This window comes from Nocardia sp. NPDC056564 (assembly GCF_042793755.1).
Classification (GTDB): Bacteria; Actinomycetota; Actinomycetes; order Mycobacteriales; family Mycobacteriaceae; genus Nocardia.
Genome location: NZ_JBHTUR010000002.1, coordinates 299,656 through 325,546, shown reverse-complemented (window position 1 = coordinate 325,546; position 25,891 = coordinate 299,656). Strand labels below are relative to the sequence as shown.

The following is a 25,891-nucleotide window of genomic DNA, read 5'->3' as shown; positions in this document are numbered from 1 at the left end:
AATCGCCGAAACGGCCGGACTGTTCGGCAACAGTTAACCCGGCGGCCATCACGCGCCGGGCGACTCCGTCCAGGCCAGCAGGTCGGCCAACGGCCAGGTGTTGATCACCCGTTCGGCCGCAACACCATTGGCGAGGGCGCGTTCGCAACCGTAACCCTGCCAGTCGAGTTGGCCTGGGGCATGCGCGTCGGTGTCGACGGCGAAGTGGCAGCCCATCTCGACCGCCAGCTGGATGAGCCGCGACGGCGGGTCGCGGCGCTCCGGCCTGCTGTTGATCTCGACGGCGGTGCCGTAGGTCCGGCACGCCTCGAAGACCAGCTCCGCGTCGAAGGTGGACTCCGGGCGGGTGCCGCGGCCGCCCTCGACGAGCCGGCCGGTGCAGTGGCCGAGCACGTCGACGTTGGGATTGGCCACCGCGTAGACCATCCGCTTGGTCATCGTCGCGCTGTCCGCGCGCAGGTGCGAGTGCACACTCGCCACCACGATGTCGAGTTCGGCGAGCAGGTCGGCCTGCTGATCGAGGGTGCCGTCGTCGAGAATGTCCACCTCGATGCCGGTGAGGATGCGAAACGGCGCCAGGCGCTCGTTGAGCTCGGCGATCACGTCGAGTTGTCTGCGCAACCGGCCCGCGGACAGCCCGTTGGCGACGGTCAGGCGCGGCGAATGATCGGTCAGCGCACAGTACTCGTGGCCGAGCGCGGCGGCGACGCCCATCATCTCGGCGATCGGGCTGCCGCCGTCGGACCAGTCCGAGTGAGTGTGCAGGTCGCCGCGCAGCCGAGCGCGCAGCGGCTTGCCCGGCACGCCGATCGGCTTGGCCGCCTTGCGCAGGTCGAGCAGTTGCTGCGGCACCGTGCCGGAGTAGGACTGTTCGATGACCGCGGCGGTCTTCGGACCGATCCCGGCGATCTCGCGCCAGCTGCGCGCGGTGTGGTGCGCCGCGCGCTCCTCGTCGGACAGTCCGGCGACGATATCGGCGGCGCGGCGGTAAGCCTTGACCCGATACGTTTCGGCCCGCGAGCGTTCCAGCCAGAAGCCGATCTCGCGCAGCACCTCCACCGGACCCGGCGGGACGGCCGGGTCCGCGGCGATCGAATCGTCGTCCGCCACAGCGGTTATCGAATCCTGCTGTACTTCATGAAGGCCACCCCGTCCTCGAACACCCGGCTGGTGATCACCCGGAACTTGGCCGCGTCGGGCAGCCGCGGCCCGGAACCGAACAGCGACCTACCCCGGCCGAGCAGCACCGGGTACAGCTTGAGGAAGATCTGATCGATCTCCGGCAGCAGTTCCTGCGCCAGTTCGCCGCCGCCGCACAGCCAGATCCCGAGGCCGTTGTCGCGCTTGAGTTCTCGCACCTTCGCCAGCGGATCGGACGCGATCAGCTCGACATCGGGATCGGGGTTCTCCGGCAGCGTGGTGGAGACCACGTACTGCTTCAGGTGCGCGTACGGGCTCGAGGTGCCGGTGCGCACGCCGAAGTCGTGCGTCTTGCGTCCCATCAGCACGGTGTCGAAGTAGCGATTGCGCTTGTCGATACCCATCGATTCGCGCACCTTGGTCGGCAGGGTCTCGGGATATTGCGCGGTGATCGCAGGCCCGTGGTCGCCGCCGACCGGGAAAAAGTCGACCGATCCCTCTTCGGTGGCGATGTATCCGTCGATGGTCGACGCTACGTAATACGTGAGCTTGCGCATGTGTCCTTCCTCCACGGCCGGACCGACTTCCCGAACCGCCTACAAGAAAGGTAGCTCGCCCTCGCTAACGGAGGCGAGGCTTCGGTTGGCACCGCGGGCAAGAATACGAGGAACGATTCATGAACTTTTCCCGCCGAATCGGCGCACCGCAGCGCCGGCAGGGCTCGTCTTCGCGGCCGTAGACGGCGAGCGAGCGTTCGAAGTAGCCGGACTGGCCGTTGACGTTCACGTACAGCGCGTCGAACGAGGTGCCGCCGGCCGCGAGCGCCTCGGCCATGACCGCGCCCGCGTCGGCGATCAGGCCGCGCAGGGCGGGCCGGGACAGCCCGGAGGCGAGGCGCAGGCTGTGCAGCTTCGCCCGCCACAGGGATTCGTCGGCGTAGATGTTGCCGATGCCGGAGATGACGCTCTGATCGAGCAGCAGACGCTTGATATCGACCTGTTTGGCCCGCATCCTGGCCACCACGGATTCGGCGTCGAAGCGTGGATCCAGCGGGTCGCGGGCGATGTGCGCGACCGGCTCCGGCACCAGCGTGCCGTCCACCTCGACCAGGGGCGCGAGCGCCCAGCCGCCGAACGTGCGCTGGTCGACGAAGCGCAGCTGGGTGCCGTCATTGAGGCTCGCGCGGATGTGCGCGTGCTTTTCCACGGGCGCGTCGGCGGCCTGGACCAGCATCTGCCCGCTCATGCCGAGATGCACGACGAGCGCGGTGTCCGGCTCGTCGAAGGTGAGCCACAGGAACTTGCCGCGCCGCTCGGCGGACTCGACCTTCAGGCCGGTCAGCCGGGCGGCGAGATCGGCGGCGCCCTCCAGGTGGTTGCGCACCGCGCGGGGGTGGCTGATCGCGACCGATTCGATGACGCGACCGACCACGTGTTCGGCGACGCCGCGCCGCACCACCTCTACCTCGGGAAGCTCTGGCACGATTCAGGATTCCGCGGTCAGCGCCTGGTAAGCGGTGCCTGCGGCCTTCTGCTCGGCTTCCTTCTTGGAGCGGCCGACGCCCTGGCCGTAGGCCCGGCCGCCGACCACCGTGGTCGCGGTGAATTCCTTGTCGTGATCGGGGCCCGTCGAGGTGATCTCGTAGCTGGGCACGCCGAGTCCGCGTTCGGCGGTGAGCTCCTGCAGGCTGGTCTTCCAGTCGAGGCCTGCCCCCATCCGGGGACCACGCTCGAGCAGGTCGGCGAACAGCCGCAGCACCACCTCGCGCGCGACATCGATGCCGTGCTCCAGGTGCACCGCACCGAGCAGCGACTCCATGCCGTCGGCGAGGATGCTCGGCTTGTCCCTGCCGCCGGTGAGCTCTTCGCCCTTGCCGAGCAGCAGGTGCACGCCGAGGCCGCCCTCGCCGAGCTGACGGGCCACCTCGGCGAGCGCGTGCATGTTCACCACGCTCGCCCGCAGCTTCGCCAGTTCGCCCTCGGACTTGTCCGGGTGCTCGTGGTAAAGCCGCTCGGTGATGCTCAGGCCGAGGACGGAGTCGCCCAGGAATTCCAGGCGCTCGTTGGTCGGCAGGCCGCCGTTCTCGTAGGCGTACGACCGATGCGTCAGCGCCAGGCGCAGCAGCTCCGGCCGCACCTCGACGCCGAGCGCCGCGAGCAGGCTCGCGTGTCCACTGGACGAGTCGGGTTCGTCAGTCACGTCGATACGACAGATCGAACTGTTAGACAGCTGCTGTGACCTGACGGCCCTTGTACGTGCCGCAGGAGGGGCACGCGATGTGCGGCAGGGTCTTCTCGCCGCAGGCGCGGTTCGGGCAGGTGATCAGGGTCGGCGCGGTGGCCTTCCACTGGCTGCGCCGCGACCTGGTGTTGGAACGGGACATCCGGCGCTTGGGAACGGCCACGACTACTTCTCCTCTGTCATATTGCTTGCCATTTCGGCTGACTGGTCTGCTGCTGTGGCCGCACCCTGGTCGGGGCTGCCGTTGCCGGGCGATGCAGTGGCGAATTTCGCCAGCCCAGCCCAGCGAGGGTCAAGTATCTCATGCGAGTGCTCGGATCCCGCAATCGCCATCCGGACGCCGCATTCGGCGCACAGTCCGGCGCAGTCGGGCGTGCACAGCGGCTGCAGCGGAAGCTCGATGCCGACCGCGTCGATGATCACCGGTTCGAGGTCGATCGTGTCGTCGACCATGCGGTAGGAGTCGTCGTCATCGGTGGTCTGCTCGGTCGTGCTGTTCGGGTAGGCGAACAGCTCGGTGATGTGCACGCGCACGGTGTCGGTGAACGGCTCCAGGCAGCGCGAGCACTCGCCCTCGACGGGCGCGCTCGCCGTGCCGGTGACCAGCACGCCCTCGGATACCGCCTGCAGTTGCAGGTCGAGCTCGAGTTCGGCACCCACCGGTACCGCGACGAGATCGAGCCCGATCCGCTCGACCGTGGTGATGGTGCGCTGGAACTCACGCATGGTCCCGGCCCTGCGGCCGAGGCTGCGAACGTCCAGCACGAAGGCCGCGTCGGGCTCTCGGCGCGCGACCGAGCCTTTACGCGGGGCGGAACTGGAACCGGCGGACATCACGAACTCACTTCACTATCGAGGGGAATGGGCAACCACACCACGATACGCGAGCGTTCGTTTCGGCCCAAATGCCGACCGGAGCTCAGCGCCGATAGTCCGCCGCGTAATCGATGGCACCCGCGCCGGTGCGGAGCTGGTGACGGCCGCGGCCGACGGTGCGCAGGGTGTTGCTCAGGGTCTCCTCGAAGTCGGCGAGCTTGGAGTCGACGTAGACGTCGCATTCCTCGCGCATCCGATCGGCCTCGGCGTGTGCGCCGTCGATCACCCGCGCGGATTCGGCGTGCGCGGCGCGCACCACCTCGGTCTGCGCGACCAGGCGATCGCGCTCGGCCTCGCCCTCGGCGACGGAACGCTCGTAGGAAGCCTTGCCCGCCTCGATCATTCGCTCGGATTCCAGCCGGGCCCGGCCGGTGACCGCCTCGAACTCGGCGTTGCCGTCGGCGACGACCCGGTCGGCCTCGGCCTGCGCGGTGCTGACCAGGTGGTCGGCGTGCGCGCTCGCCTCGGCGACCATCCGATCCGCGTGCGCCTTCGCGTCGGCGAGGATGCGGTCGGCCTCTTCGCGCGCCGCGCCGATGGTGTGGCCGGCCTGCTCGTTGGCGCCGGTCACCGTGGCGTCGGCGGCGGCGCGGGCGTCCGAGACGATCTTGTCCCGGATATCGAGCACGTCCTGGGCGTCGTCGAGCTCGCCCGGGAGTGCGTCGCGCACGTCGTCGAGCAGTTCGAGCACGTCGCCGCGCGGCACGATGCAGCTGCGGGTCGGCGGGATGCCACGCGCCTCCTCGACGATGGCGACCAGCTCGTCGAGGGCTTCGAATACGCGATACATGCTGACTACCCCACTCTCCTACGACTCTATGGCGAACTGTCCGCCGAGCCCCAGTGTGCCCCTCATCACGGTCTGTGCCGAGTCACCCTCCGGTGTGTCGTCGCAGTGTCTCGTACGCCACACAAATCAAGTGGAGGATCTGTCTCCGCTTCGTGTTATCGTCGATAGGAAGATCGACAAGGTCTTCATCCCGAGCGCGGCCCCCACCGGGACCGCGGGATTGAGGAAGCCAGAGAGAAGGGCCCAGCCGGTCCACCGAGTGTTGACAGGTTCTGAATGTTCAGTAAATACTGAACACACTGCGCGAGCGGAACCTATCAAGAGTCGGTGGGAAGGAAGCGATCACCGTCGCGGTTGTCCCCAACGAAGGCTCATGTTCGATCGGAAAGACCATGACTGTTCTGGATCTACAGAGATCGGCGGGAGTTAGCACCACCAGCTACTTCATGCCGTGGGTAGGCCCATACCCGGTGCTGACGGCACCGCCGGTGTCGGCCCGGTTCGAGCAGCTGATGACCTACCTGCGCGGCGACCGCGCCTTCGCCCAGCTGATCCGCTTCGCGCTGGTCGGCGGCTCCAGCAATATCGCCTATGTGCTGCTGTTCTTCGCGATGCACGGCATCGGTCCGCTGCTGGCCAACGTGGTCGGCTCGATCGTCAGCACGGTGATCGCCAACGAGCTGCACCGTCAGCTCACCTTCCACGCGAGCGGCCGGGTCGGCTGGTTCACCGCACAGTGGGAGGGCGGCGGCCTGGCCCTGGTCGGCCTCGCCATCACCACCGCGGGCCTGGCCGCGCTGGACGTCTGGGCTCCGACCATCGGCGGCCCGGCCGAGGCCACCGCCATCCTCGGCATCACCGCGGCGGTCGGCGGCATGCGCTTCCTGGCCCTGCGCGGGCTGGTCTTCTGAGCCTCGTCGAGTGAGGGGAATCAGCCCCGGTCCCAATGTTTTCGGGACCGGGGCTGATTTACGTCCGGCTCAGCCCTTGCGTTCCGCGAGCCGGGCGAGCAGGCGCTTGTGCACGGACGGGGGAAGCATGTCGGTGACGTCGCCGCCGAAGGCCGCCACCTCCTTGACCAGCGAGCTGGACAGGAAGCTGAGGGCCGGGTTGGTCGCGATGAAGAAGGTGTCGACGCCGGAGAGCTTCTTGTTCATCTGGGCCATCTGCATCTCGTAACCGAAGTCGGTCGCGTCGCGCAGGCCCTTCACGATGGCGGTGATGCCCTGCTGCCTGGCGAAGTCGACGGTCAGGCCGTACCACGACTCCACCCGGAGGTTGGGCAGGTGGGCGGTCGCCTCGCGCAGCATCTCCATGCGCTCGTCGACGGTGAACATGCCCTGCTTGTTCTTGTTGATATTGACGGTGACAACGACCTCGTCGAACTGGGCCGCGGCCCGTGCGAAGACGTCGATGTGACCGTTGGTCACGGGGTCGAAGGACCCGGGGCACAGTGCTCCTGCCATGGTCAGACGCTATCCTGCGGGACCGTTCGCACGGCACGGAGGGTGCTCGAGACCACACCGCTAATCGAAAGTTGCCATCTCGATGCGGGTTTCGCCGTACTTGCGCGGCTTCATCGGCGAATAGCCCGCGGGCCATTCGATTTCCGGCGATCGGCGGGCCCGCTCGACGACGACCAGGGCGTCGGGTCGCAACCAGCCGTCGGCCAGCGCCCGCAGGTCGGCGAGAACCGCGTCGATCTCGACCGCGTACGGCGGGTCGGACAGGACCAGATCGAACTCGCCCGCGCCGCCCAGCGCCAGCACACTCGCCACGGTCGCGACGCGCAGTTCCGCGCCGGGCAGCCCGACATCGGCGATATTGCCGCGCACCACCTCGGCCGCCTTGCGATCGGCCTCGACCAGCAGCGCGTGCTCGGCGCCGCGGGACAGCGCCTCCAACCCGAGCGCGCCCGAGCCCGCGTACAGGTCGAGCACCCGGATGCCGTCGAAGTCGATCCGCGCGTCGAGCGCGCTGAACACGGCCTCGCGCACCCGGTCCGAGGTCGGACGGGTGCCTGCGGGCGGCACTCGCAGCCGCCGCCCGCCCGCCGTTCCGGCGACGATCCGGGTCATTCGGACTCGCGCACGGCCAGCTCGATCAGCAGGTCGCCGCCCTCGACCTGCTGCACCTGACCGATCGCGACCCGGCCGACGGTGCCCGCCCGCGGCGCGGTGATGGCGGCCTCCATCTTCATCGCCTCGATGGTGCCGACGGTGTCGCCGGCCGCGATCGAATCGCCTTCGGCGACGGCCAGGGTCACGACGCCCGCGAACGGCGCGGCGATGTGGCCCGCGTTGCCCTTGTCCGCCTTCTCGGCAGCGGGGATGTCGCTGGCGATGGAGCGGTCACGGACGGCGACCGGGCGCAGCTGGCCGTTGAGGATGCACATGACGGTGCGCATGCCGCGCTCGTCCGGCTCGGAGATGGCTTCGAGGCCGATCAGCAGGGTGACGCCCTTCTCCAGCTGGACGCGGTGTTCCTCGCCGTGGCGCAGGCCGTAGAAGAACTGGTTCGCCGACAGGCCCATGGTGTCGCCGTACTTCTCGCGGTGCGCGTTGAATTCGGCCGTCGGAGCGGGGAACAGCAGGCGATTCAGGGTCGCGCGCCGCTCCGCCGAGGTACCGGCCAGGCCTGCCTCATCCGCCGCGGTGAGCGGCGTCTCCGGCTTCGCCGCGCCGCGGCCGGCCAGGGCCCGGCTGCGGAACGGTTCGGGCCAGCCACCGGCCGGGGTGCCGAGTTCCCCACGCAGGAAACCGATTACCGAGTCCGGGATGTCGTAGCGGCCCGGATCGGCGGCGAAGTCCTCGATATCGACACCGGTACCGACCAGGGCGAGGGCGAGATCACCGACGACCTTCGACGACGGGGTGACCTTGATCAGGCGACCCAGAAGGCGGTCCGCGGCAGCGTATTTGGCTTCCACTTCTTCGAACCGGTCACCGAGGCCGAGTGCGATGGCCTGCTGGCGCAGGTTGGACAGCTGACCGCCGGGGATCTCGTGGGTGTAGACCCGGCCGGTCGGCGCGGGCAGCCCGGATTCGAAGGGCTTGTAGACCTTGCGCAGGGCTTCCCAGTACGGCTCGAGGTCGCACACGTTCCGCAAGCTCAGGCCGGTGTCGTAGTCGCTGTGCGCCGCCGCCGCGACGATCGCGGAAAGCGCTGGCTGGCTGGTGGTTCCGGCCATCGCGGCGCTGGCGCCGTCGACGGCGTCGGCGCCGGCCTGCCAGGCGGCGAGGTAGGTGGCGAGCTGGCCGCCGGGAGTGTCGTGGGTGTGCACATGGACCGGCAGGTCGAAGTTGGCGCGCAGCGCGGTCACCAGCTTCGCGGCCGCCGGCGCGCGCAGCAGCCCGGCCATGTCCTTGATGGCGAGGATATGCGCGCCCGCGTCGACCATCTGCTCGGCGAGCTTGAGGTAATAGTCCAGGGTGTAGAGGGTTTCGTCCGGGTTGGCCAGGTCGCCGGTGTAGCTCATCGCGACTTCGGCGATGGCGGTGCCGGTTTCGCGTACCGCGTCGATGGCCGGACGCATCTGATCGACGTTGTTGAGCGCGTCGAAGATCCGGAAGATATCGATGCCGGTCGCGGTCGCCTCGGACACGAACGCCCGCGTCACCTGCTCCGGATAGGGCGTGTAGCCCACCGTGTTCCGGCCGCGCAGCAGCATCTGCAAACAGATGTTCGGCACGGCCTCGCGCAGCGCGGCCAGTCGTTCCCACGGGTCCTCGTACAGGAACCGCAGCGCCACATCGTATGTCGCGCCGCCCCATGCCTCGATCGACAACAACTCCGGCGTCATCCGCGCGACGTGCCCGGCGACCCCGAGCAGACCATTGGTCCGCACCCGCGTCGCCAGCAGCGATTGATGCGCGTCCCGGAACGTGGTGTCGGTGACCCCCACCGCCTTCTGCGCCCGCAACGCCTGCGCGAAACCCTCCGGCCCGAGCTGCAACAGCCGCTGGCGCGACCCGTCCGGCGGCGGCACCGTCAGGTCGATGGCAGGCAGCTTGTCATGCGGATATACCGTCGTCGGCCGCTCGCCGTGCGGCTTGTTCACCGTGACGTCGGCCAGATACGTCAGGATCTTGGTCCCGCGGTCCGCCGAGCCACGCTGGTTGAGCAGCTCCGGCCGCTCGTCGATGAACGAGGTGGTGACCCGCCCGGCCCGGAAGTCCGGATCGTCGAGCACGGCGAGCAGGAACGGAATGTTGGTGGTAACTCCGCGAATTCGGAACTCCGCCAGCGCGCGCTGGGCCCGCGACACCGCGGCGGGGAAATCACGCCCGCGGCAGGTGAGCTTCACCAGCATCGAGTCGAAGTAGGCGCCGATCTCCGCGCCGAGGTTGGCCCCGCCGTCCAGGCGGATGCCCGCGCCACCCGGGGTGCGGTAGGCGGTGATCCGGCCGGTATCCGGGCGGAAGCCGTTGTTCGGGTCCTCGGTGGTGATCCGGCACTGCATCGCGGCGCCGCGGATGCTGACCGTGTCCTGGCTGAGGCCGAGCTGTTCGAGGGTCTCCCCCGCCGCGATGCGCAGCTGCGACTGCACCAGGTCGACGTCGGTGATCTCCTCGGTCACCGTGTGCTCGACCTGGATGCGCGGGTTCATCTCGATGAAGACGTGGTTGCCGCGCTCGTCCAGCAGGAACTCGACGGTGCCGGCGCAGCTGTAGCCGATCTCCTTGGCGAAGGCCACCGCGTCGGCGCAGATGCGTTCGCGCAGTTCGGGATCCAGGTTCGGCGCGGGCGCGAGCTCGATCACCTTCTGGTGCCGGCGCTGCACCGAGCAGTCGCGCTCGAACAGGTGCATCACGTTGCCGTGCTGATCGGCCAGGATCTGCACCTCGATGTGGCGCGGGTTCACCACGGCCTGCTCGAGGAAGACGGTCGGATCGCCGAATGCCGACTCGGCCTCGCGCGACGCGGCCTCGATGGACTCGCGCAGGTGCTCGGCGTCGGCGACCCGGCGCATGCCGCGCCCGCCGCCGCCGGCCACCGCCTTGACGAAGATCGGGTAGTCCAGCTCGTGCGACGCGGCGAGCAGTTCGTCCACGTCCGCGGACGGCGCGCTGGAGCGCAGCACCGGCAGCCCGGCGGCCCTGGCCGCCGCGATCGCACGCGCCTTGTTCCCGGCGAGCTCGAGCACCTCGGCGGACGGGCCGATGAACGTGATGCCCTCGCGGGCGCAGGCCGCCGCCAGATCCGGATTCTCGGACAGGAAGCCATATCCCGGGTAGACGGCGTCGGCGCCCGCCGACTTGGCCGCGTCGATGATCGCGTCGATCGACAGGTACGCCCGGACCGGGTGCCCCTCCTCACCGATCTGGTAGGACTCGGCCGCCTTCGTCCGATGGACCGAGTTGCGGTCCTCGTACGGGAAGACGGCCACCGTCCCCACGCCGAGTTCGTAGGCCGCGCGGAAGGCCCGGATGGCGATCTCGCCGCGGTTGGCTACCAAGACTTTCGTGAACATTGGCCTAAGGTACCCGGACCCGGCGCCCGCACAGGCACGGAAGGGGACTTCGCAAGCATCTTCACAACGAGGTCTAGCAGCGTTGCGAAGATCCGTTCATCCGGCCGTCACATCCTCAGAGCCAGTGCATCGTGCGGTGCCGCAGCCCGCCGCGGAACTGGCCGACCGCGAGGCCGATCATCAATCCGCGCTCTTCGGGAGCTAATCCGCGGGCAAAAGGAAGCCGAATCATCCGTAACATCACTTCCGGCAGATGAATCTCGGGTAAACCATTATCGGGAAATTCGGCGTTCAGCCGCGCCAGGCCGATTCCTCTGCTACGGCCCTGCCGATAGCCGGGCCGGAAACCTCGGCGATACCGATAGGCGACGAGCGCCTCGGCGAGATAGCCGAGCCGGTACCCCTCCCGGTGCGCGCGCCAGCCGAATTCCAGATCCTCGTTCGCGGCGTAGCTGACATCTTGTCCGCCGAGCTTGCGATAGACCTCGGCGCGGCACGCCATGCTCGTCCCGACGATCACAGGTGCATAAACGCCGGGTGGCTGGAATTGGTCGGGTGCCGGGATGTTGGCGACGTGCCGCGGGTGCTCCGCGTTGAGCGAATCGCCCTCGATCGCAGAACAGGTGAGGTCGTAGCCCTCGTCCAGGAACTCGAGCATGCGGCTGATCCAATTCGGATGCGCGCGGTCGTCGTGATCACAGAACAGCAACGTCTCGCCGGTGGCGTGCGCGGCTCCGACATTCCGTGCAAATGCGGCACCCGGGGTCCCCGAGGCGTCGACATAGGCGAGCCCGAGCCGATCCCTCGCCGCGTGGCTTTCAATATGAGCCTTTACATTGACAGGCGAGCCGTTGTCGGCTATCAAAACATCGAATTCCCCCATGTAATCTTGACGTGTCAAGGCGTCTAGTTGTACATCCAGCAGATCACGGCCCTCGGCCGTCCCGATGTACGTTGGAATGACGATCGATACCGACCGTTCAGTCACCACAAGCACTCCTGCTATCGATTCCCCACGCTGGAGCCCTCCCCCAAGGGTGACAACTTTAGACACAATTCGGAAATTCGGGCTACACCGGACTTCCGTGGGCTTCCTCACAGACTTGGACAATCGACCAAATCTCGGCGGCCGGGCGATCGGCCTTCGCCGGCTTCTCCGCCCGGCCGCCCCACGCACCCCGGACGCCCCCTATGCTGGTTGGCGCAGCTGGTTCACCGCGCGCGTACGAGATGGAGCCCCGTCGTCGTGTCGCGGAGCCGAGTTCGCCCGCCCCGAAAGGGCGGACGGGCGAGAGGGAACCCGGTGGGAATCCGGGACTGTCCCGCAGCGGTAAGCAGGAACGACCGCCGTCACACGCACTGGGTGTCAGACCCGGGAAGCGACGGCCAGTAGGTCGGCCGAGAGGCCGGTGCCTGTGAGTCCGAAGACCTGCCAGCCGTGTCGGATACGCCGTATCCGACGGCCACCGCCTCGTGGATCTGGGCGCGCGGTTCTACCAGTACGTGATGTGTCGGGGCGCTGTTGTCGGAATCTCCTGGCATATCTCCGGTAGCCCGCGTGCGCCCGTATGGCGAGGGCCTACGACACCAGCACTGGAGAGACAACGTGACTGTTGTAAATCAGACACCGTTCACCGCAACGGTTCTCGGGCTACCTAGGGTCGGACCGCGGCGTGAGCTCAAGCGGGCCACCGAGGCCTACTGGGCGGGCAAGATCGACGCCGAGCAGCTGCATGCGGTCGCGCGCGACCTGCGCCACGCCCAGCTCACCGAATTACTGGCCGCGGGCCTGGATTCGGTCCCGGTCGGCACCTTCTCGTACTACGACCAGGTGCTCGACACCGCCCTGCTGCTCGGCGCGCTGCCGCCGCGGGTGGCCGGGATCGCCGATCCGCTGGACCGGTACTTCGCCGCCGCGCGCGGCAACGAGACGGTCGAACCGCTGGAGATGACCAAGTGGTTCGACACCAACTATCACTACCTGGTCCCGGAAATCGACCAGGACACCGTGTTCGCGCTGAACCCGGAGAAGCTGCTCGGCGAGGTGCGCGAGGCACTGGCGCTCGGCGCACCGGCCCGTCCGGTGGTGATCGGCCCGATCACCTTCCTGAAGCTGGCCAAGGCCACCGGCGGCGCGCCGCTGGACCGGCTCGCCGAGCTGGTTCCGCTCTATCGCGACCTGCTCCGGCAGCTGGCCGAGGCCGGCATCGGCTGGGTGCAGATCGATGAGCCGGTGCTGGTCACCGACCTCACCGACGACGAACTCGCCCTGGTGCGAAGCACTTACACCGAGCTGTCCGCGGCGTCCGAGCGTCCCGCGATCGTGGTGGCGACCTACTTCGGCCACACCGACGCGGCGCTGACCGCATTGGCGGGCACCGACATCGAGGGCATCGCGCTCGATTTCACCGCGGGCACAACCGTTTCCGATGTGGCCGGGGTGCCCGCACTGGCGAGCAAGCTGCTGGTGGCGGGCGTGGTCGACGGGCGCAACGTCTGGCGCGCCGACCTGGACGCCGTGCTGTCCACCCTGGGCACGCTGCTGGGTTCGGCTGCGTCGGTGGCGGTTTCGACCTCCTGCTCGCTGCTGCACGTGCCGTATACGCTGGCCGCGGAGACCAAACTGGACGAGCGGCTGCGCTCGTGGCTGGCGTTCGGCACCGAGAAGGTGACCGAGGTCCGGCTGCTGGCCACCGCGCTGGCCGCGGGCACCGACGCGATCGGCGCCGAATTGGCCGACACCCGTGCGGCATTGGCGACCCGGCACAGCGACCCACGCCTGAACGACGCGCAGGTGCGGGCCAAGCTGGCGGCGCTCGGCCCGGACGCGATCCGGCGCGCGCCCGCCGAGGAGCGCCGGGTGGTGCAGCAGGAGCGGCTCCAGCTGCCGCCGCTGCCGACCACCACCATCGGCTCCTACCCGCAGACCTCGGCCATCCGGCTGGCCAGGGCCGCGTTCACCAAGGGCGAGATCGACGAGGCGGAGTACGTCCGCCGGATGCGCGCCGAGGTCGCCGATGTGATTGCGCTGCAAGAAAAGCTGGGCCTGGACGTGCTGGTGCACGGCGAGCCCGAGCGCAACGACATGGTGCAGTACTTCGCCGAACAGCTCGACGGCTTCGCCGCCACCGAGCTGGGCTGGGTGCAGTCCTACGGTTCGCGCTGCGTGCGGCCGCCGATCCTGTTCGGCGACGTCAAGCGGCCGACGCCGATGACCGTCGACTGGAGCAGCTACGCCCAGTCGCTCACCGACAAGCCGGTCAAGGGCATGCTCACCGGGCCGGTCACCATCCTGGCCTGGTCGTTCGTCCGCGACGATCAGCCGCTCGGCGACTCGGCGCGGCAGGTCGCGCTGGCCATCCGGGACGAGACGGTGGACCTGCAGGCCGCGGGCATCCGGATCATCCAGGTCGACGAACCGGCGCTGCGCGAGCTGCTCCCGTTGCGCAAGGCCGATCAGCAGGCCTACCTCGACTGGTCTGTGCAGTCGTTCCGGCTCGCCACCTCCGGCGTCTCGGATGCCACCCAGGTGCACACCCACCTGTGCTACTCGGAGTTCGGCGAGGTGATCGACGCGATCGCCGGGCTGGACGCCGACGTGACCTCGATCGAGGCCGCGCGTTCACGCATGGAGGTGCTCGACGACCTCAACGCGGCGGGCTTCGATCTCGGCGTCGGGCCAGGTGTCTACGACATCCACTCGCCGCGGGTGCCCAGCGTGGAGGAGATCACCACCTCGCTGCGCGCGGCGCTGAAGGCCGTTCCCGCCGAACGGCTCTGGGTCAACCCGGACTGCGGCCTGAAGACCCGCGGCCAGGCCGAGGTGGAGGCGTCACTGCGCAACATGGTTGCCGCCGCGGCGTCGGTGCGCTGATCGCCCCGACAGTTCGCTGACGTTCGGCCCCCTGCGTCGTCCGCAGGGGGCCGAACCGCACCTCACTCGGCGTCGGGCTCCGGTCGCAAACTCGGTTGCCGCCTGCGCGAGGTGTACCGCGCACACGGCTCGGCGGCCCGTTCGACCGGTGGCCGCCGCGACCTGGAACTCATCCCCCGCCGCCACGCCGTATGACACCCGGGACACCCATCCATCCCAACCCCTCCTCGCACCTGGTGAAACCCGCTCCATGAATCGCCCCTATGCACCTTCGACGCGTGCCGCGGCGGTTCGGTTCCGACCAGTTGCCATGAATTTCCCAGCCGGGAACCGATCAGCCTGCCGGGTTGAAGGCGCTGTTGATGGCGCCCATGTCGAAGTAGTCCCGCCAGGCGACGATGGCGCCGTCGGCCACCTCGAAGACGCCGGTGACCGGCAGCGGAACGGCCCTGCCCGCGGTGCGGAGCGTGTCGGTGCGTTCGTTCATCACCAGGTTGCCGGAGGTGATCTGGTGATGGATGTCGAAGTCGACGCCCTCGAACGTGGTGAGGAACCCCGCGAGAAACTCCCGGATGGCGGCGCGGCCGACCACCGGTTCCATCGGAATGTTGTGGTAGACGGCGTCTTCGGCGAAGAAGGACGCGATGCGGTCCGGGTCCGGGTCGGACCAGCTGCGGCACATATCGCGGACGAGTTCGTCGGGAGTCGGCATGGGCGGGCTCACTTTCTGCTGCCGGGCGGGCGAACCGCGTTGTGCGCAACGCCCTCTCGATTGAACCAAGCAATTGCTCGGTACGGAACCCTTCGGCGGTCGCCGACCCTCCGACCTAGGCTGGCGGCATGAGCGATCGTCCCCTGCGTTACCGCTTGATCACCGGCGTCGACGACGCCTCGTTCTGCGAGCGGATCAGTGGCCTGCTCGACCAGGGCTATCGACTGCACGGCTCGCCCGCGGTGACGTTCAACGGCACCGACGTGATCGCCGCGCAGGCCGTGATCTGGGACGGCGAGTAGCGGCAGGCCCCCTTCGCACGCTACGCAGCCGGGTTCTCCCGCAAAATACCTTGCCGCAGCATATTTCCAGGCAAAAGAAGTGCCGATATTGCGATGATTGCGAATGTCCAGGTCTAGGATCTTTCCGTGCGGAAGATGTATGCGGGCGCGCGCCTTCGGCGGTTGCGCGAGGAACGCAGACTCACCCAGGCGGCGCTGGCCAAGTCGCTTGATCTGTCACCCAGCTATCTCAACCAGCTGGAACGCGATCAGCGCCCGCTCACCATTCCGGTGCTGTTGAAACTCAACTCCACCTTCGACCTCGACGTGCAGTTCTTCGCCGCGGACTCCGACGCCCGCCTCGTGTCCGACCTGCACGAGGTGCTGATCGACGCCGCGGGCGGGCACACCGCGCCGCTGACCGAGGTGGAAGAGCTGGCGACCAGGCAGCCCGACGTGGCCAGGATCGTCGTCGCGATGCATCGCCGGCTGCGCGCCGCCACCGACCAGCTCGACCTGCTCTCCGCCCGGGTGTCCGCGCCGACCGGCGCGCCCGGCATGCCGATGCCGTACGAGGACGTGCGGGACTTCTTCTACGACCATCACAATCACATCCCGCAGCTGGATCTCGCCGCCGAGCAGCTGTTCGAGCAGTCCGGGCTGACCATCGGCTCGCTGGATCGCCAGCTGGCCCGGGTCGCCGAGGAGCGCGCCGGGGTCACCGTGCTGGTCCGCGGCGACGGCGCGGACCCGTCCATCCCGAAACGGCAATACGATCCGGACAGCCGCACGCTGACCCTGGCCCGGCGACTTCGACCGGGGCAGCGCGCCTTTCAGATCGCCACCACGCTGGCCTTCCTGCTGTACGGGACCGAGCTGGACGGGGTGCTCGCCGAAACCCCCTCGCTCACCGGCGAATCCCGCACGCTGGCCAGGGTCGGGCTGGCCAACTACTTCGCCGGCGCGCTGGTGCTGCCGTACGGACGGTTCCTGCGCTCGGCCGAGGAACTGCGCTACGACATCGACCTGCTCGCCCTGCGCTTCGAGGTCGGCTTCGAAACCATCTGCCACCGGCTGAGCACCCTGCAACGGCAGGGGCAGCGCGGGGTGCCGTTCTTCTTCGTCCGCACCGATCGCGCGGGCAACATCTCGAAACGGCAGTCCGCCACCGCCTTTCACTTCTCCAGGGTCGGCGGCAGCTGCCCGCTGTGGGTGGTGCACGAGGCGTTCGCGCATCCGGGCCGGATCCTGCCGCAGATCGCGGAGATGCCGGACGGGCGGCGGTACCTGTGGATCGCGCGCACCGCGATGTCCGCGCCGCACGGATTCGGCACCGCGACGAAGAACTTCGCGATCGGGCTGGGCTGCGACATCGAATACGCGGACCGGCTGGTGTATTCGTCCGGACTCCAGCTCGACGATCCGGCGACGGCGGTGCAGATCGGCGCCGGGTGCAAGGTATGCGAGCGGACCGCCTGCCCGCAGCGCGCGTTTCCGCACATCGGCAGCCCGCTCGCCGTCACCGAGAACACCAGCACCGACCTGCCCTATCCGCGCGTCGGACACTGATCGCCACGCGGGCAACCGCGGCGGGGTGACTCATGCGGACCGTCCGCTCTCGCGGCGAGACCGCAGCGGCTGCGGTCGCCGAATCGGTTGCCGGACAGCCGGTTACGACTTGGCCAAGTACTCCAGGCGTTCGGAGTCGACCGCGGCGTGCATCATGCTCGCCAGGCCGGGATGCTTCCGCAAACCGGGGTCGGCCTCGACCACCTCGCGGGCGAGTTCCTGTGCGGCGGTGATGACTTCGAGGTCGTCGAGCAGCGACAGCAGCTTCAGCGAGCGGGCGGTGCCGGACTGGGCCGCGCCGAGCACATCGCCCTCGCGGCGGGTGCGCAGGTCGAGTACGGCGAGTTCGAAGCCGTCGGTGGTGGCCGCGACCGCGTCCAGCCGGGCCATCGCCGAGCCGCTGGGCGCGGAATCGGTGATGAGCAGGCACAATCCGGGGTGCTTGCCGCGGCCGATGCGGCCGCGCAGCTGGTGCAGCTGGCTGACGCCGAAGCGGTCCGCGTCGACGATCACCATGACGGTCGCGTTCGGCACGTCGACGCCGACCTCGACGACGGTCGTGCAGACCAGCACGTCGACGGAGCCGTCGTTGAAAGCCCGCATCACCTGGTCTTTTTCGTCCGCGGGCAGGCGCCCGTGCAGCAGGCCGACCCGGAGCTCGGACAGCGGACCGGTGCTCAGCATCTCGAAGACGTCGATGGCGGCCTGCGTGGTCGGGCCCTCCTTCTCCGGCTCCGCCGCCTTCGCCTTGCCGGTGCGCGTCTTGCCGGCGCCTTCCTCGTCGTCACCGATCCGGGAGCACACCACGTAGGCCTGCCGACCGGCCTTGACCTCCTCGACGATGCGCTCCCACGCGCGGTCGACCCAGTTCGGATGCTGCTTGCGTGGAACGACTTTGGAGGTGATGGGCGAACGTCCGCGGGGCAGTTCGGTGAGCGTCGAGGTCTCCAGGTCGCCCAGGGTGGTCATGGCGATGGTGCGCGGGATCGGCGTCGCGGTCATCACCAGCAGGTGCGGGCTGGTGCCCGCCTTCGCCTTGGCGCGCAACGCGTCCCGCTGCTCCACGCCGAAGCGGTGCTGCTCGTCCACGACCACCATGCCGAGGTCGAAGAACTCGACATTGTCCTGGATCAGCGCGTGCGTGCCGATGACGATGCCCGCCTCGCCGGTCATCGCCTCCAGCAGCGCCGCCTTCTTGGTCGCCGTCGACATCGAGCCGGTGACCAGCACGACCTTGGTCGCGTGCTCCCCCGCGCCGAGTTCACCGGCGTTGCCGAGATCGCCGAGCATCCCGCGCAGCGACCGATAGTGCTGGGCGGCAAGCACTTCGGTCGGCGCGAGCAGCGCGCACTGCAGGCCGGCGTCGACGATCTGCAACATCGCCTCCAGCGCGACGATCGTCTTGCCCGAGCCGACCTCACCCTGCAGCAACCGGTGCATCGGATGGGTACGGGACATGTCCGCGGAGATCTCCGAAACCACCTGCTTCTGCCCCGCGGTCAGCTCGAAGGGCAGGCGCTTCTCGAACTCGGCCGCGATCCCGTCCGGTCGCGGCGGACACGGGCGCGCGGCCCAGCCGGACACCTCGTGCCGACGCTCGGCGAGCACGAGCTGCAACGCCAGCGCCTCGTCGAAGCGCAACCGCTCCTGCGCCTGTTCGATGTCGGTCTTGCGCTCCGGCAGGTGGATCAGGCGCAGCGCGTCGGAGATCTTCATCAGCGAACGGTCCGCCCGGAGGTCGTCCGGCAGCGGGTCGTCGATCGGATCGAGCTGATCGAGCACCTGGCGCACACACGCGAGCACGTCCCAGCTCTGCACCTTCGCGGTGGCCGGATACACCGGGATGAACTCGCGCTCCATGAACGAGGTGTCCACGCCCTCGGCGCCTTTCGCGCTCTGCGCGAGCCCGCGCAGGTCACCGCCGCCGCGCACGGTCTTCACCGCGCCGACCGACTCGTCGTCGTTCTCCGGCAGGATCAGATAGCCCGGATGGTTCAGGTTCCATTGACCCGGCCGCCAGTAGCTGACCGTGCCCGACATCATCGCCCGAAGACCTTCCCGGACAACATATTTCACCTTGTCCCCGTTGAAGAAGGTGACGTCGACGCCGCGGCCGGTGCCGGATCCGGTGTCCAGCACCACCTTCAGCAGCGAGCCGCGCCGGTTGCGCATCGGCCGCAGCTCGGCCTTGGTGATCCGGCCGATCACGGTGATGTGCGTGCCGTCCTCCGGCTCGTCCTCGGTGAGCGGCTGCCCCTGCGTCGCGTAGCGCAGCGGGTAGTGCCGCAGCAGGTCCTCCACCGTGTGCATGTCGAACGCGTCGACCAGCGAGCCCGCCGCCTTCACGCCGAGAATATGGTCGAGCCGATCACTCAGGGTCGCCATCTACTCCACTCCGATCTGCACCAGATCCCCGTGCTGCCCACCGGAATACACGGTGACCTCCACGCCGGGAAAGCTTTCGCCGATGTGTGCCGCGAGTTCGCCGGCCAGGCCGTCCGGCGCCGCCGCACCCATCAGCAGGGTGACCAGTTCGCCGCCGAAGGCGAGCATCCGGTCCAGCAGGGTCAGGCCGGCCGCGCGCACATCGTGATCGATCACCACCACATCGTGGCCGACCAAGCCGAGGCCGTCGCCCGCCGCGCAGGTTCCGACCATGGTGAGCGCGCGTTCCGGTGCGACGCGCAGCGACCCCCAGCGGGTGGTCGCGGCCGCCTCGGACATGGCGAAGGCGTCGTCGACGGCGATCCGGCCGCGGTCGTGCACGGCCAGCGCGGCCAATCCCTGGACCATGGACGCGCTCGGCAGCAGCAGGACGTCGCGGTGCGCGTCACGGGCGGCGACACCGACCGCGACCAGGTCGTGCGCGGGCAGCGCGCCGTTGGGCAGCACGAGGACCTCGCGGTTCGGCAGCGCACGGATCGCGGCGAGCAGGGCGGCGGCGCTCACCACGCCGTCACCGGCCAGCACCACGGCACCGGCGTCCTCGAACAGCTCGGCGGCGCCGTCGCCGGCGGCCACGGCCAGGACGCCGCGGTCGGCCGGTCCGTCGGTTTCCTGCTCCGAGTCCATCGTGGTGTGCGTGACGAGGTGGCCGGGGGTCATGTCGTGCGGTGCGCCGTGCTCGGCCGGCGCGAAGCTCTCGATGCGGATTCCGCTGAGTTTTCCGGCGGCGAGACCCGCCTCCACCGCCGCGCCCGCGTCCGCGCAGTGCACGTGGGCGGACCAGGAACGGTCGCCGTCGCCGACGACCACCACCGAGTCACCGAGTTCGGCGAGCCGGGTGCGTAGTCGCGCGATCCGTTCCGCATCGGTGTCGGCGAGCAGATACATCACCTCGTAGCGCGGTTCCGCCGAACCGGTTTCGGGATCGCCCTCGGCGGAGCGCACGGCCACCGGCTCCGGCGGGTGGTACTCCGGCCGGACCGGGATCTCGCCGAGCGTGAGCTCGACCAGGCTGTCCAGCAGCACCACGAGGCCGCGCGCGCCCGCGTCCACCACTCCGGCCGCGCGCAGCACACCGAGTTGCGACGGTGTGTCACCGAGCGCCTTGGCGGCGCCGTCGGCCGCGGCCAGGGCCACGTCGGCGAGCGAGGTGTCCGGGCACGCGGCCGCGCTGGCCGCCGCGCAGTCGAGCACCGTGAGGATGGTGCCCTCGATGGGCTCGCTCAACGCCGCACGGACCAGGACCGAGGCCCGGTTCAAGGCATCGCGCAGGGTCGTGGCCGTCAAGGGCTCGTTCCGCACGGCTTCGGCGATGCCGCGTAAGACCTGCGAGAGGATGATCCCGGAGTTGCCGCGCGCGCCGACGGTCGCGCCGCCTGCCATCGCGGCCGCCACATCATGGGTGGTCAGCACGTCCACCGGACCGCGCGCCGCGGCGGCATCCATCGCCGCCCGCATGGTCGCCAGCAGATTCGTGCCGGTATCCGCGTCCGGGATCGGGAAGACATTGAGTGCGTTGATCTCCTCGCGCCGGTTCGCCAGGCCGTCGAGGCAGGCCCGGCCCCAGCGCAGCAACGCCGTGCCGTCCATCACATCCCGCACACCGGGCACCGTCACCCCTCTACTCGTCGCGCCACCAGCACCGCCCGCAAGGTTAGCGGGCGAGACTGACATACTGCCGGTACCCGCCTGGTGTTCCGGCTACGTCCGGAGCGCACCCGGTTTGGTGGATCGGGGGCGGTCCCGCTACCCTTGCAGGGTTGCCTCGCGTGGCCGTTGCCGGTCCGCGCTGGCCGATGTCCATCGGCAGGGGTACGTCAAACATTGTTTCCGGACATGTTGCCCGCGGGCGACGGTCCTCCACATGACATGAAGGAGTTCGCGACTATGGCTGCCGTCTGCGACGTCTGCGCCAAGGGCCCCGGCTTCGGGAAGTCGGTCTCGCACTCGCACCGGCGCACCAACCGTCGCTGGAACCCGAACATCCAGACCGTTCGCGCCCAGGTTGCGCCGGGTAACACCCGTCGCATGAACGTGTGCACCTCCTGCCTCAAGGCGGGCAAGGTCGTCCGCGGCTGATCGCCCCGGCCGACCCGAGTACGAGAATTGACGCACGCCCCGGCACCCATCACGGGTGGTCCGGGGCGTAGTCATTGACGGGGGACCATGACCGGGCCCGACTGGCGCATCGCCCCGCTTGCCGCCGAGCACACCCGCAGTCTCGCCGAGTGCCACATCGCCTGCTGGCGAGAGGCCTACCGCGAGCTCGTGCCCACCCACGTCCTCGACGCCTTCGACGTCGATCGGCGCGCCGAGCAATGGGAGCGCAATCGGGTCAGGTACCCCGGACGCACCTGGGTGGCGCTGGTCGGTACTCGGGTGATCGGCTTCGCCGGCGCGGGCCCGACCCTGGACGACCCACCGGAACCCGCGCGGCAACTGAACGCGCTCTACGTCCGTTCGGACTGGTACGGCACGGGCGTCGCCCGCGACCTGCTGTACGCCGCGGTCGACCCGGCCGCCGAGCACTCGCTGTGGGTCTTCGAGCAGAACCCGCGCGCCCAATCCTTCTATCGCAAGCACGGATTCGCGCTGGACGGCACCAGCCGCGTCGAGGCGTTCTCGCCGTCGATCGAGGTCAGGATGCTGCGCCCGGCCGGCCCCTGGAGCTGACCGCCGGGCATCCCCGCACCCGTCCGGGGCGAGCATTTCCACGCGATAGGGTGCTGATCATGACCTCCACCGAGCAAGCCGGGTACGTCAGCACCGTCGACGGCGTTCTGCAGATCACCATCGCGACCGCCGCCAACGGCACGTCCATGGACTTCGGCGGGATCGTCGCCGGCACCGCCGCGCTGCGCTCGCTCGGTCCCGAGGTCGGCGCGGTCCTGCTCACCGGCACCGGCGCGAACTTCTGCGCGGGCGGCAATGTGCGCGGCTTCGCGGCCGCCACCGATCGGGCCGCCCACATCTACGGTCTGGCCACCGATCTGCACCACTTCGTGCGCGCGCTCGACGCGACCGCGGTCCCGGTGGTCGTCGGCGTGCAGGGCTGGGCGGCGGGCGCGGGCATGAGCCTGGTCTGCGCGGCCGACATCGCGCTCGGCGGGCCGAGCACCAAGCTGCGCCCGGCCTACCCAGGCATCGGCCTCAGCCCCGACGGCGGCATGTCCTGGACGCTGCCGCGCATCGTCGGACTCGGCCGGGCCCGCGAGATCCTGCTCACCGACGCGATTCTGGACGCCGACGCGGCGGTGCGGCTCGGCATCCTCAGCCGGCTGGTCGCCGACGACGAGGTGCAGGCCGAGGCGCTGAGCCTGGCCCGAAGCCTCGCCGCCGGACCGCGTTCCACCTACTCGAGCATCAAAACGCTGTTGGCACTGTCGGCTTCGTCGGCGCTCGGCGATCAGCTCGATCGCGAACGCGACGCGATCGCCGCCGCGGCCAACGGCGCGACCGGCCGTGAGGGTGTCGACGCGTTCGTGGAGAAGCGCAAGCCGAACTACGCGTGATCGTTATGGTGCGGTCTGGACAACGAATTTCGCGACCGCGTCGGTGAAGGCGTCGTTGTCGTCGCTGGCGGCGGTGTGCGCCGCGCCGCCGATCTCGACCAGCTGGGCGTGCGGCACCAACTGCTGAAAGGCCGCTGCCCCTGCGGAACTCACCACATCCGATTGCATGCCGCGGACCAGCAGCACCGGAATCGTCAGCTTGCGCGCGGCCGATTCCATCTGTTCGGTCATGTCCGACGGGTCCTCGACGCGCTGGGCCAGCATGTCCGGATCCCAGTGCCAGTACCAGCGGCCGTCGCGCTGACGCAGATTGCGCAGCAGGCCATCGGTGTTCTTCGGCCGCGGCCGGTGCGGCAGGTATTCGGCGACCGCGTCGGCGACCTGCTCGAGCGAGTCGAAGCCGTCGCGGTGCTTGCCGAGGAAGTCGATCACCCGGGCCACCCCGGCCTGCTCCGGCCTGGTCACGATGTCGACGAGGACCAGCGCGGTGATCGCCTCCCCGCCGGGGACGGCGGTGGCGAGCAGGCCGGTGATGCCGCCCATGCTCGCCCCGACCACGACCGCGGGCGCACCCAGCTGTTCGAGCACGAGCAGCAGGTCGCGCACCATCGTGTCGCGGCGGTAGTCGCCGTCTTCGGACCAGGCGCTGTCGCCGTGCCCGCGCGCGTCCAGCGTGACCACGCGCAGGCCGGCGGCGCCGAGCTTCGCGCCGGTTTGTTTCCACGAGTGCCTGGTCTGCCCGCCGCCGTGCAGAAAGACGACGAGCGGACCGTCCACCGGGCCGAACTGGTCGGCGGCCAGCTCTAGCCCGCCCGAACCGCGCAACCGCAGCGGCGCGGGTTCGAGCAGATTGTTCGCATTACTCACGAACCGAGGATCGCATAGAACCGGTTACGGTTCGCGGGCGAGCCTCCCGAGCGCCGGTTCGGTCAGCAGTCCCACTTGCCGGACGCGCTGAGCGTGCGCTGCAACAGGCACGCGACCTTGGCGTTGACCGAGGAGGAGATGGTGGAGGAGCCATTGGACGTGAATTCCTCGCCGATCTGCGTCGACGGGGTGTTCGCGGGCGCCGAGGCGGTCTCGGTGGCCGGCTCCAGCGGCAGCCCCGCGGCACTCGCGGTCGCGGCGCCACCGGCAAGGGCGGCACAGAGGGCCAGGGTGGCGGTGGTGCCGCGCAAAGCGCCGCGAACAGTGGTGTTGGGCATAGAAAAGCTCCTCACTCGAATCAATCTAGGTAACTCACACACAGACGCCCGCTCACGGCAGGCGCCAGTCGACGGGTTCGGCGCCCAGCTCGTCGAGCAGTTCGTTCACTCGCGAGAACGGGCGGGAACCGAAGAAGCCGCGCGAGGCCGACAGCGGTGACGGATGCGCGGATTCGATGTAGGGGATCTCGGCCTCGGTCAGGGTCGGCTTGAGCGTCGCCGCGTCGCGCCCCCAGAGGATCGCGACCAGCGGCTCGTCCCGCGCGACCAGCGCCCGAATCGCCTGCTCGGTCACGGCCTCCCAGCCCTTGCCGCGATGCGAGGCGGGCTGGCCGGGGGCCACCGTCAGCACCCGGTTCAGCATCAGCACACCCTGATCGGACCAGGGGCTGAGGTCGCCGCAGGACGGCGTCGGGTGGCCGAGGTCCTTGGTGTACTCGGCGAAGATGTTCGCCAGGCTGCGCGGCACCGGCGAAACATTCGGCGCGACAGAGAAACTCAGGCCCATGGCGTGGCCGGGGGTCGGGTAGGGGTCCTGGCCGACGACCAGCACGCGCACCGCGTCGAACGGACGCTGGAAGGCGCGTAGCACGTTCTCACCGGCCGGTAGGTAGCCGCGGCCCGCCGCGTTCTCCTCGCGCAGGAACTCGCCCATGGCGGAAATGCGTTCCGCCACCGGCTCGAGTGCCTTCGCCCATCCCGGATCGATGATTTCCGACAGTGGTTTCGCGCCCATGACCGCACAACTTATCGTGGTTGGCTCGCGCCCGCCGAGTCCGCCCCACCGAACGATTCCCAGCCGGCGCTGCCCGGCCGGGGCGCGCCGTCGACCGTGACGCCGTGACCGGCGCACACGCGTCCGATCCGCACCCAGCCGGCGGGCAGGTCACAGTCCGGTGACCACGTGCCGGCGAAGGCGTGATCCTCGCCGCCGGTCAGAATCCATTGCGCCGCATCGGCATCCATTCGCGCGGCCAGCCGTTCCAGCGCGGGGTCACGCACCGCCGCGGAATCCAGATCTATAGCCACACTGGATGACTGGGCGATATGGCCGAGATCGGCCAGCAGGCCGTCGGATACGTCGGTGAGTGCGTTCAGGCCGGTCACCTCGATCACATCCAGCACCGCCGAGTAGGGCGGCTGCGGGACCCGGTGCGCGGCAAGCGCTTCGGCGAAGTCCTCGGATTCCGCGCCGGCGGTGAGGATCGCGAGCCCCGCGGCGGACCAACCGAGCCGGCCGGCGACGGCGACCGTGTCGCCCACGCGCGCACCGGCTCTCGTGATCGCCGGGCGGCCGCGCAGATCGCCGAACGCGGTGACGGAGATGACGAGGTCGCGGCTGCGCACCAGATCGCCGCCCGCGATGGACGCACCGGCCCTGGCCGCCTCCGCCCACATGCCCTCGGTCAGGCCGTCGATCACGTCCAGGGGGGTATCGGCCGGGCAACCGAGGGCGACCACGAACGCGCTCGGCCACGCGCCCATCGCGACCACGTCGGCCGCGTTCTGTGCGATCGCCTTGCGCCCGATATCCGCGGGACTCGACCAGTCGAGCCGGAAATGCCGATCCTGCACGAGCATGTCGGTGGTCACCGCGAACCGGCCGTCCGGCGCGGCGACCAGCGCGGCGTCGTCGCCCGGACCGAGCAGCACGCTCGCCGCCTGGACCCGGCCGCGGTTGATCCGCTCGATCAGGGCGAACTCGCCCAGTTCGCGCACCGTCCTCGGTCCCGTGTGCTCGCTGATGACCGGTCCTTTCAGACGCACTGCCGG

General features: G+C 69.3%; 25 protein-coding genes and 1 riboswitch. Of the genes, 7 read left to right on the top strand and 18 right to left on the bottom strand.

Annotation, left to right across the window (positions count from 1 at the left end):
* Nucleotides 1-48: 48 nt before the first annotated feature.
* The 7 genes from ACFQ9K_RS05475 to ACFQ9K_RS05445 form a co-directional block, all read right to left on the bottom strand.
* A complete protein-coding gene (locus tag ACFQ9K_RS05475; RefSeq protein ID WP_378722417.1) occupies nucleotides 49-1,110 on the bottom strand; it encodes a PHP domain-containing protein in 1,062 nt (353 codons plus the stop codon).
* Between the two features lie 5 nt (nucleotides 1,111-1,115).
* Complete coding sequence (locus ACFQ9K_RS05470) at nucleotides 1,116-1,697, bottom strand: dihydrofolate reductase family protein (protein ID WP_378722418.1); 582 nt, start codon at nucleotides 1,695-1,697, stop codon at nucleotides 1,116-1,118.
* Between the two features lie 64 nt (nucleotides 1,698-1,761).
* Nucleotides 1,762-2,622, bottom strand: a complete 861-nt coding sequence (mutM, locus tag ACFQ9K_RS05465) for a bifunctional DNA-formamidopyrimidine glycosylase/DNA-(apurinic or apyrimidinic site) lyase (protein WP_378722420.1) — start codon at nucleotides 2,620-2,622, stop codon at nucleotides 1,762-1,764.
* Nucleotides 2,623-2,625: 3 nt separating this feature from the next.
* Nucleotides 2,626-3,339, bottom strand: a complete 714-nt coding sequence (gene rnc / locus ACFQ9K_RS05460; protein WP_378722422.1) for a ribonuclease III — start codon at nucleotides 3,337-3,339, stop codon at nucleotides 2,626-2,628.
* Nucleotides 3,340-3,361: 22 nt separating this feature from the next.
* Nucleotides 3,362-3,544, bottom strand: a complete 183-nt coding sequence (gene rpmF, locus ACFQ9K_RS05455) for a 50S ribosomal protein L32 (RefSeq protein WP_014987105.1) — start codon at nucleotides 3,542-3,544, stop codon at nucleotides 3,362-3,364.
* A gap of 2 nt (nucleotides 3,545-3,546) precedes the next feature.
* Complete coding sequence (locus ACFQ9K_RS05450) at nucleotides 3,547-4,215, bottom strand: YceD family protein (RefSeq protein WP_378722423.1); 669 nt, start codon at nucleotides 4,213-4,215, stop codon at nucleotides 3,547-3,549.
* Between the two features lie 85 nt (nucleotides 4,216-4,300).
* Nucleotides 4,301-5,047, bottom strand: coding sequence for a DivIVA domain-containing protein (locus ACFQ9K_RS05445; protein WP_378722424.1), 747 nt, complete (start codon nucleotides 5,045-5,047; stop codon nucleotides 4,301-4,303).
* A 392-nt stretch (nucleotides 5,048-5,439) separates the two neighbouring features.
* On the opposite strand from ACFQ9K_RS05445, the gene ACFQ9K_RS05440 reads away from it, so the two are divergent.
* Complete coding sequence (locus ACFQ9K_RS05440; RefSeq protein ID WP_378722425.1) at nucleotides 5,440-5,958, top strand: GtrA family protein; 519 nt, start codon at nucleotides 5,440-5,442, stop codon at nucleotides 5,956-5,958.
* 69 nt (nucleotides 5,959-6,027) lie between these two features.
* Here ACFQ9K_RS05440 and coaD read toward each other — a convergent pair whose 3' ends face one another.
* The 4 genes from coaD to ACFQ9K_RS05420 form a co-directional block, all read right to left on the bottom strand.
* The gene (gene coaD / locus ACFQ9K_RS05435) at nucleotides 6,028-6,513 is read right to left on the bottom strand and encodes a pantetheine-phosphate adenylyltransferase (RefSeq protein WP_378722426.1); all 486 of its coding nucleotides are present in this window, start codon (nucleotides 6,511-6,513) and stop codon (nucleotides 6,028-6,030) included.
* Between the two features lie 60 nt (nucleotides 6,514-6,573).
* Nucleotides 6,574-7,125, bottom strand: a complete 552-nt coding sequence (gene rsmD / locus ACFQ9K_RS05430; protein ID WP_378722427.1) for a 16S rRNA (guanine(966)-N(2))-methyltransferase RsmD — start codon at nucleotides 7,123-7,125, stop codon at nucleotides 6,574-6,576.
* The gene (locus tag ACFQ9K_RS05425) at nucleotides 7,122-10,520 is read right to left on the bottom strand and encodes a pyruvate carboxylase (protein WP_378722428.1); all 3,399 of its coding nucleotides are present in this window, start codon (nucleotides 10,518-10,520) and stop codon (nucleotides 7,122-7,124) included. Before ACFQ9K_RS05425 ends, rsmD begins: the two co-directional genes overlap by 4 nt.
* A 115-nt stretch (nucleotides 10,521-10,635) precedes the next feature.
* Complete coding sequence (locus ACFQ9K_RS05420; protein ID WP_378722429.1) at nucleotides 10,636-11,508, bottom strand: glycosyltransferase; 873 nt, start codon at nucleotides 11,506-11,508, stop codon at nucleotides 10,636-10,638.
* A gap of 258 nt (nucleotides 11,509-11,766) precedes the next feature.
* A riboswitch (cobalamin riboswitch) is annotated at nucleotides 11,767-11,972 on the top strand.
* A 154-nt stretch (nucleotides 11,973-12,126) separates the two neighbouring features.
* Here ACFQ9K_RS05420 and metE point away from each other — a divergent pair.
* On the top strand, nucleotides 12,127-14,394 hold the full coding sequence (metE, locus tag ACFQ9K_RS05415; RefSeq protein WP_378722430.1) for a 5-methyltetrahydropteroyltriglutamate--homocysteine S-methyltransferase: 2,268 nt from the start codon (nucleotides 12,127-12,129) through the stop codon (nucleotides 14,392-14,394).
* 334 nt (nucleotides 14,395-14,728) lie between these two features.
* On the opposite strand, the gene ACFQ9K_RS05410 is transcribed toward metE, so the two are convergent.
* A complete protein-coding gene (locus tag ACFQ9K_RS05410; RefSeq protein WP_378723319.1) occupies nucleotides 14,729-15,106 on the bottom strand; it encodes a nuclear transport factor 2 family protein in 378 nt (125 codons plus the stop codon).
* Nucleotides 15,107-15,234: 128 nt separating this feature from the next.
* Here ACFQ9K_RS05410 and ACFQ9K_RS05405 point away from each other — a divergent pair, with 128 nt between their 5' ends.
* Entirely contained in the window at nucleotides 15,235-15,408 is a 174-nt protein-coding gene (locus tag ACFQ9K_RS05405; protein ID WP_378723320.1) for a DUF1737 domain-containing protein, read from the top strand.
* Nucleotides 15,409-15,534: 126 nt separating this feature from the next.
* The gene (locus ACFQ9K_RS05400) at nucleotides 15,535-16,956 is read left to right on the top strand and encodes a short-chain fatty acyl-CoA regulator family protein (RefSeq protein ID WP_378723321.1); all 1,422 of its coding nucleotides are present in this window, start codon (nucleotides 15,535-15,537) and stop codon (nucleotides 16,954-16,956) included.
* Between the two features lie 102 nt (nucleotides 16,957-17,058).
* On the opposite strand, the gene recG is transcribed toward ACFQ9K_RS05400, so the two are convergent.
* Nucleotides 17,059-19,341 carry an ATP-dependent DNA helicase RecG gene (gene recG, locus ACFQ9K_RS05395; RefSeq protein WP_378723323.1) on the bottom strand — a complete coding sequence of 761 codons (2,283 nt, stop codon included), beginning with the start codon at nucleotides 19,339-19,341 and terminating at the stop codon, nucleotides 17,059-17,061.
* The gene (locus ACFQ9K_RS05390; protein ID WP_378723337.1) at nucleotides 19,342-20,991 is read right to left on the bottom strand and encodes a DAK2 domain-containing protein; all 1,650 of its coding nucleotides are present in this window, start codon (nucleotides 20,989-20,991) and stop codon (nucleotides 19,342-19,344) included. It lies immediately after the preceding gene.
* A 297-nt stretch (nucleotides 20,992-21,288) separates the two neighbouring features.
* On the opposite strand from ACFQ9K_RS05390, the gene rpmB reads away from it, so the two are divergent.
* The 3 genes from rpmB (at nucleotide 21,289) to ACFQ9K_RS05375 (ending at nucleotide 22,913) form a co-directional block, all read left to right on the top strand.
* Nucleotides 21,289-21,480 carry a 50S ribosomal protein L28 gene (gene rpmB / locus ACFQ9K_RS05385; protein ID WP_011210730.1) on the top strand — a complete coding sequence of 64 codons (192 nt, stop codon included), beginning with the start codon at nucleotides 21,289-21,291 and terminating at the stop codon, nucleotides 21,478-21,480.
* 87 nt (nucleotides 21,481-21,567) lie between these two features.
* Nucleotides 21,568-22,074 carry a GNAT family N-acetyltransferase gene (locus ACFQ9K_RS05380; protein ID WP_378723324.1) on the top strand — a complete coding sequence of 169 codons (507 nt, stop codon included), beginning with the start codon at nucleotides 21,568-21,570 and terminating at the stop codon, nucleotides 22,072-22,074.
* Nucleotides 22,075-22,133: 59 nt separating this feature from the next.
* On the top strand, nucleotides 22,134-22,913 hold the full coding sequence (locus ACFQ9K_RS05375; protein ID WP_378723325.1) for an enoyl-CoA hydratase/isomerase family protein: 780 nt from the start codon (nucleotides 22,134-22,136) through the stop codon (nucleotides 22,911-22,913).
* Nucleotides 22,914-22,916: 3 nt separating this feature from the next.
* On the opposite strand, the gene ACFQ9K_RS05370 is transcribed toward ACFQ9K_RS05375, so the two are convergent.
* The 4 genes from ACFQ9K_RS05370 to ACFQ9K_RS05355 all read right to left on the bottom strand — a co-directional run bounded on the left by ACFQ9K_RS05370 (nucleotide 22,917) and on the right by ACFQ9K_RS05355 (nucleotide 25,837).
* Nucleotides 22,917-23,780 (bottom strand): alpha/beta fold hydrolase, encoded by an 864-nt coding sequence (locus tag ACFQ9K_RS05370; RefSeq protein ID WP_378723326.1) that lies wholly within the window; start codon nucleotides 23,778-23,780, stop codon nucleotides 22,917-22,919.
* 62 nt (nucleotides 23,781-23,842) lie between these two features.
* Nucleotides 23,843-24,118, bottom strand: coding sequence for a hypothetical protein (locus tag ACFQ9K_RS05365; protein WP_378723327.1), 276 nt, complete (start codon nucleotides 24,116-24,118; stop codon nucleotides 23,843-23,845).
* Nucleotides 24,119-24,170: 52 nt separating this feature from the next.
* Nucleotides 24,171-24,854 carry a uracil-DNA glycosylase gene (locus tag ACFQ9K_RS05360; protein ID WP_378723329.1) on the bottom strand — a complete coding sequence of 228 codons (684 nt, stop codon included), beginning with the start codon at nucleotides 24,852-24,854 and terminating at the stop codon, nucleotides 24,171-24,173.
* Nucleotides 24,855-24,865: 11 nt separating this feature from the next.
* On the bottom strand, nucleotides 24,866-25,837 hold the full coding sequence (locus ACFQ9K_RS05355) for a thiamine-phosphate kinase (protein ID WP_378723339.1): 972 nt from the start codon (nucleotides 25,835-25,837) through the stop codon (nucleotides 24,866-24,868).
* Nucleotides 25,838-25,891: the final 54 nt, after the last annotated feature.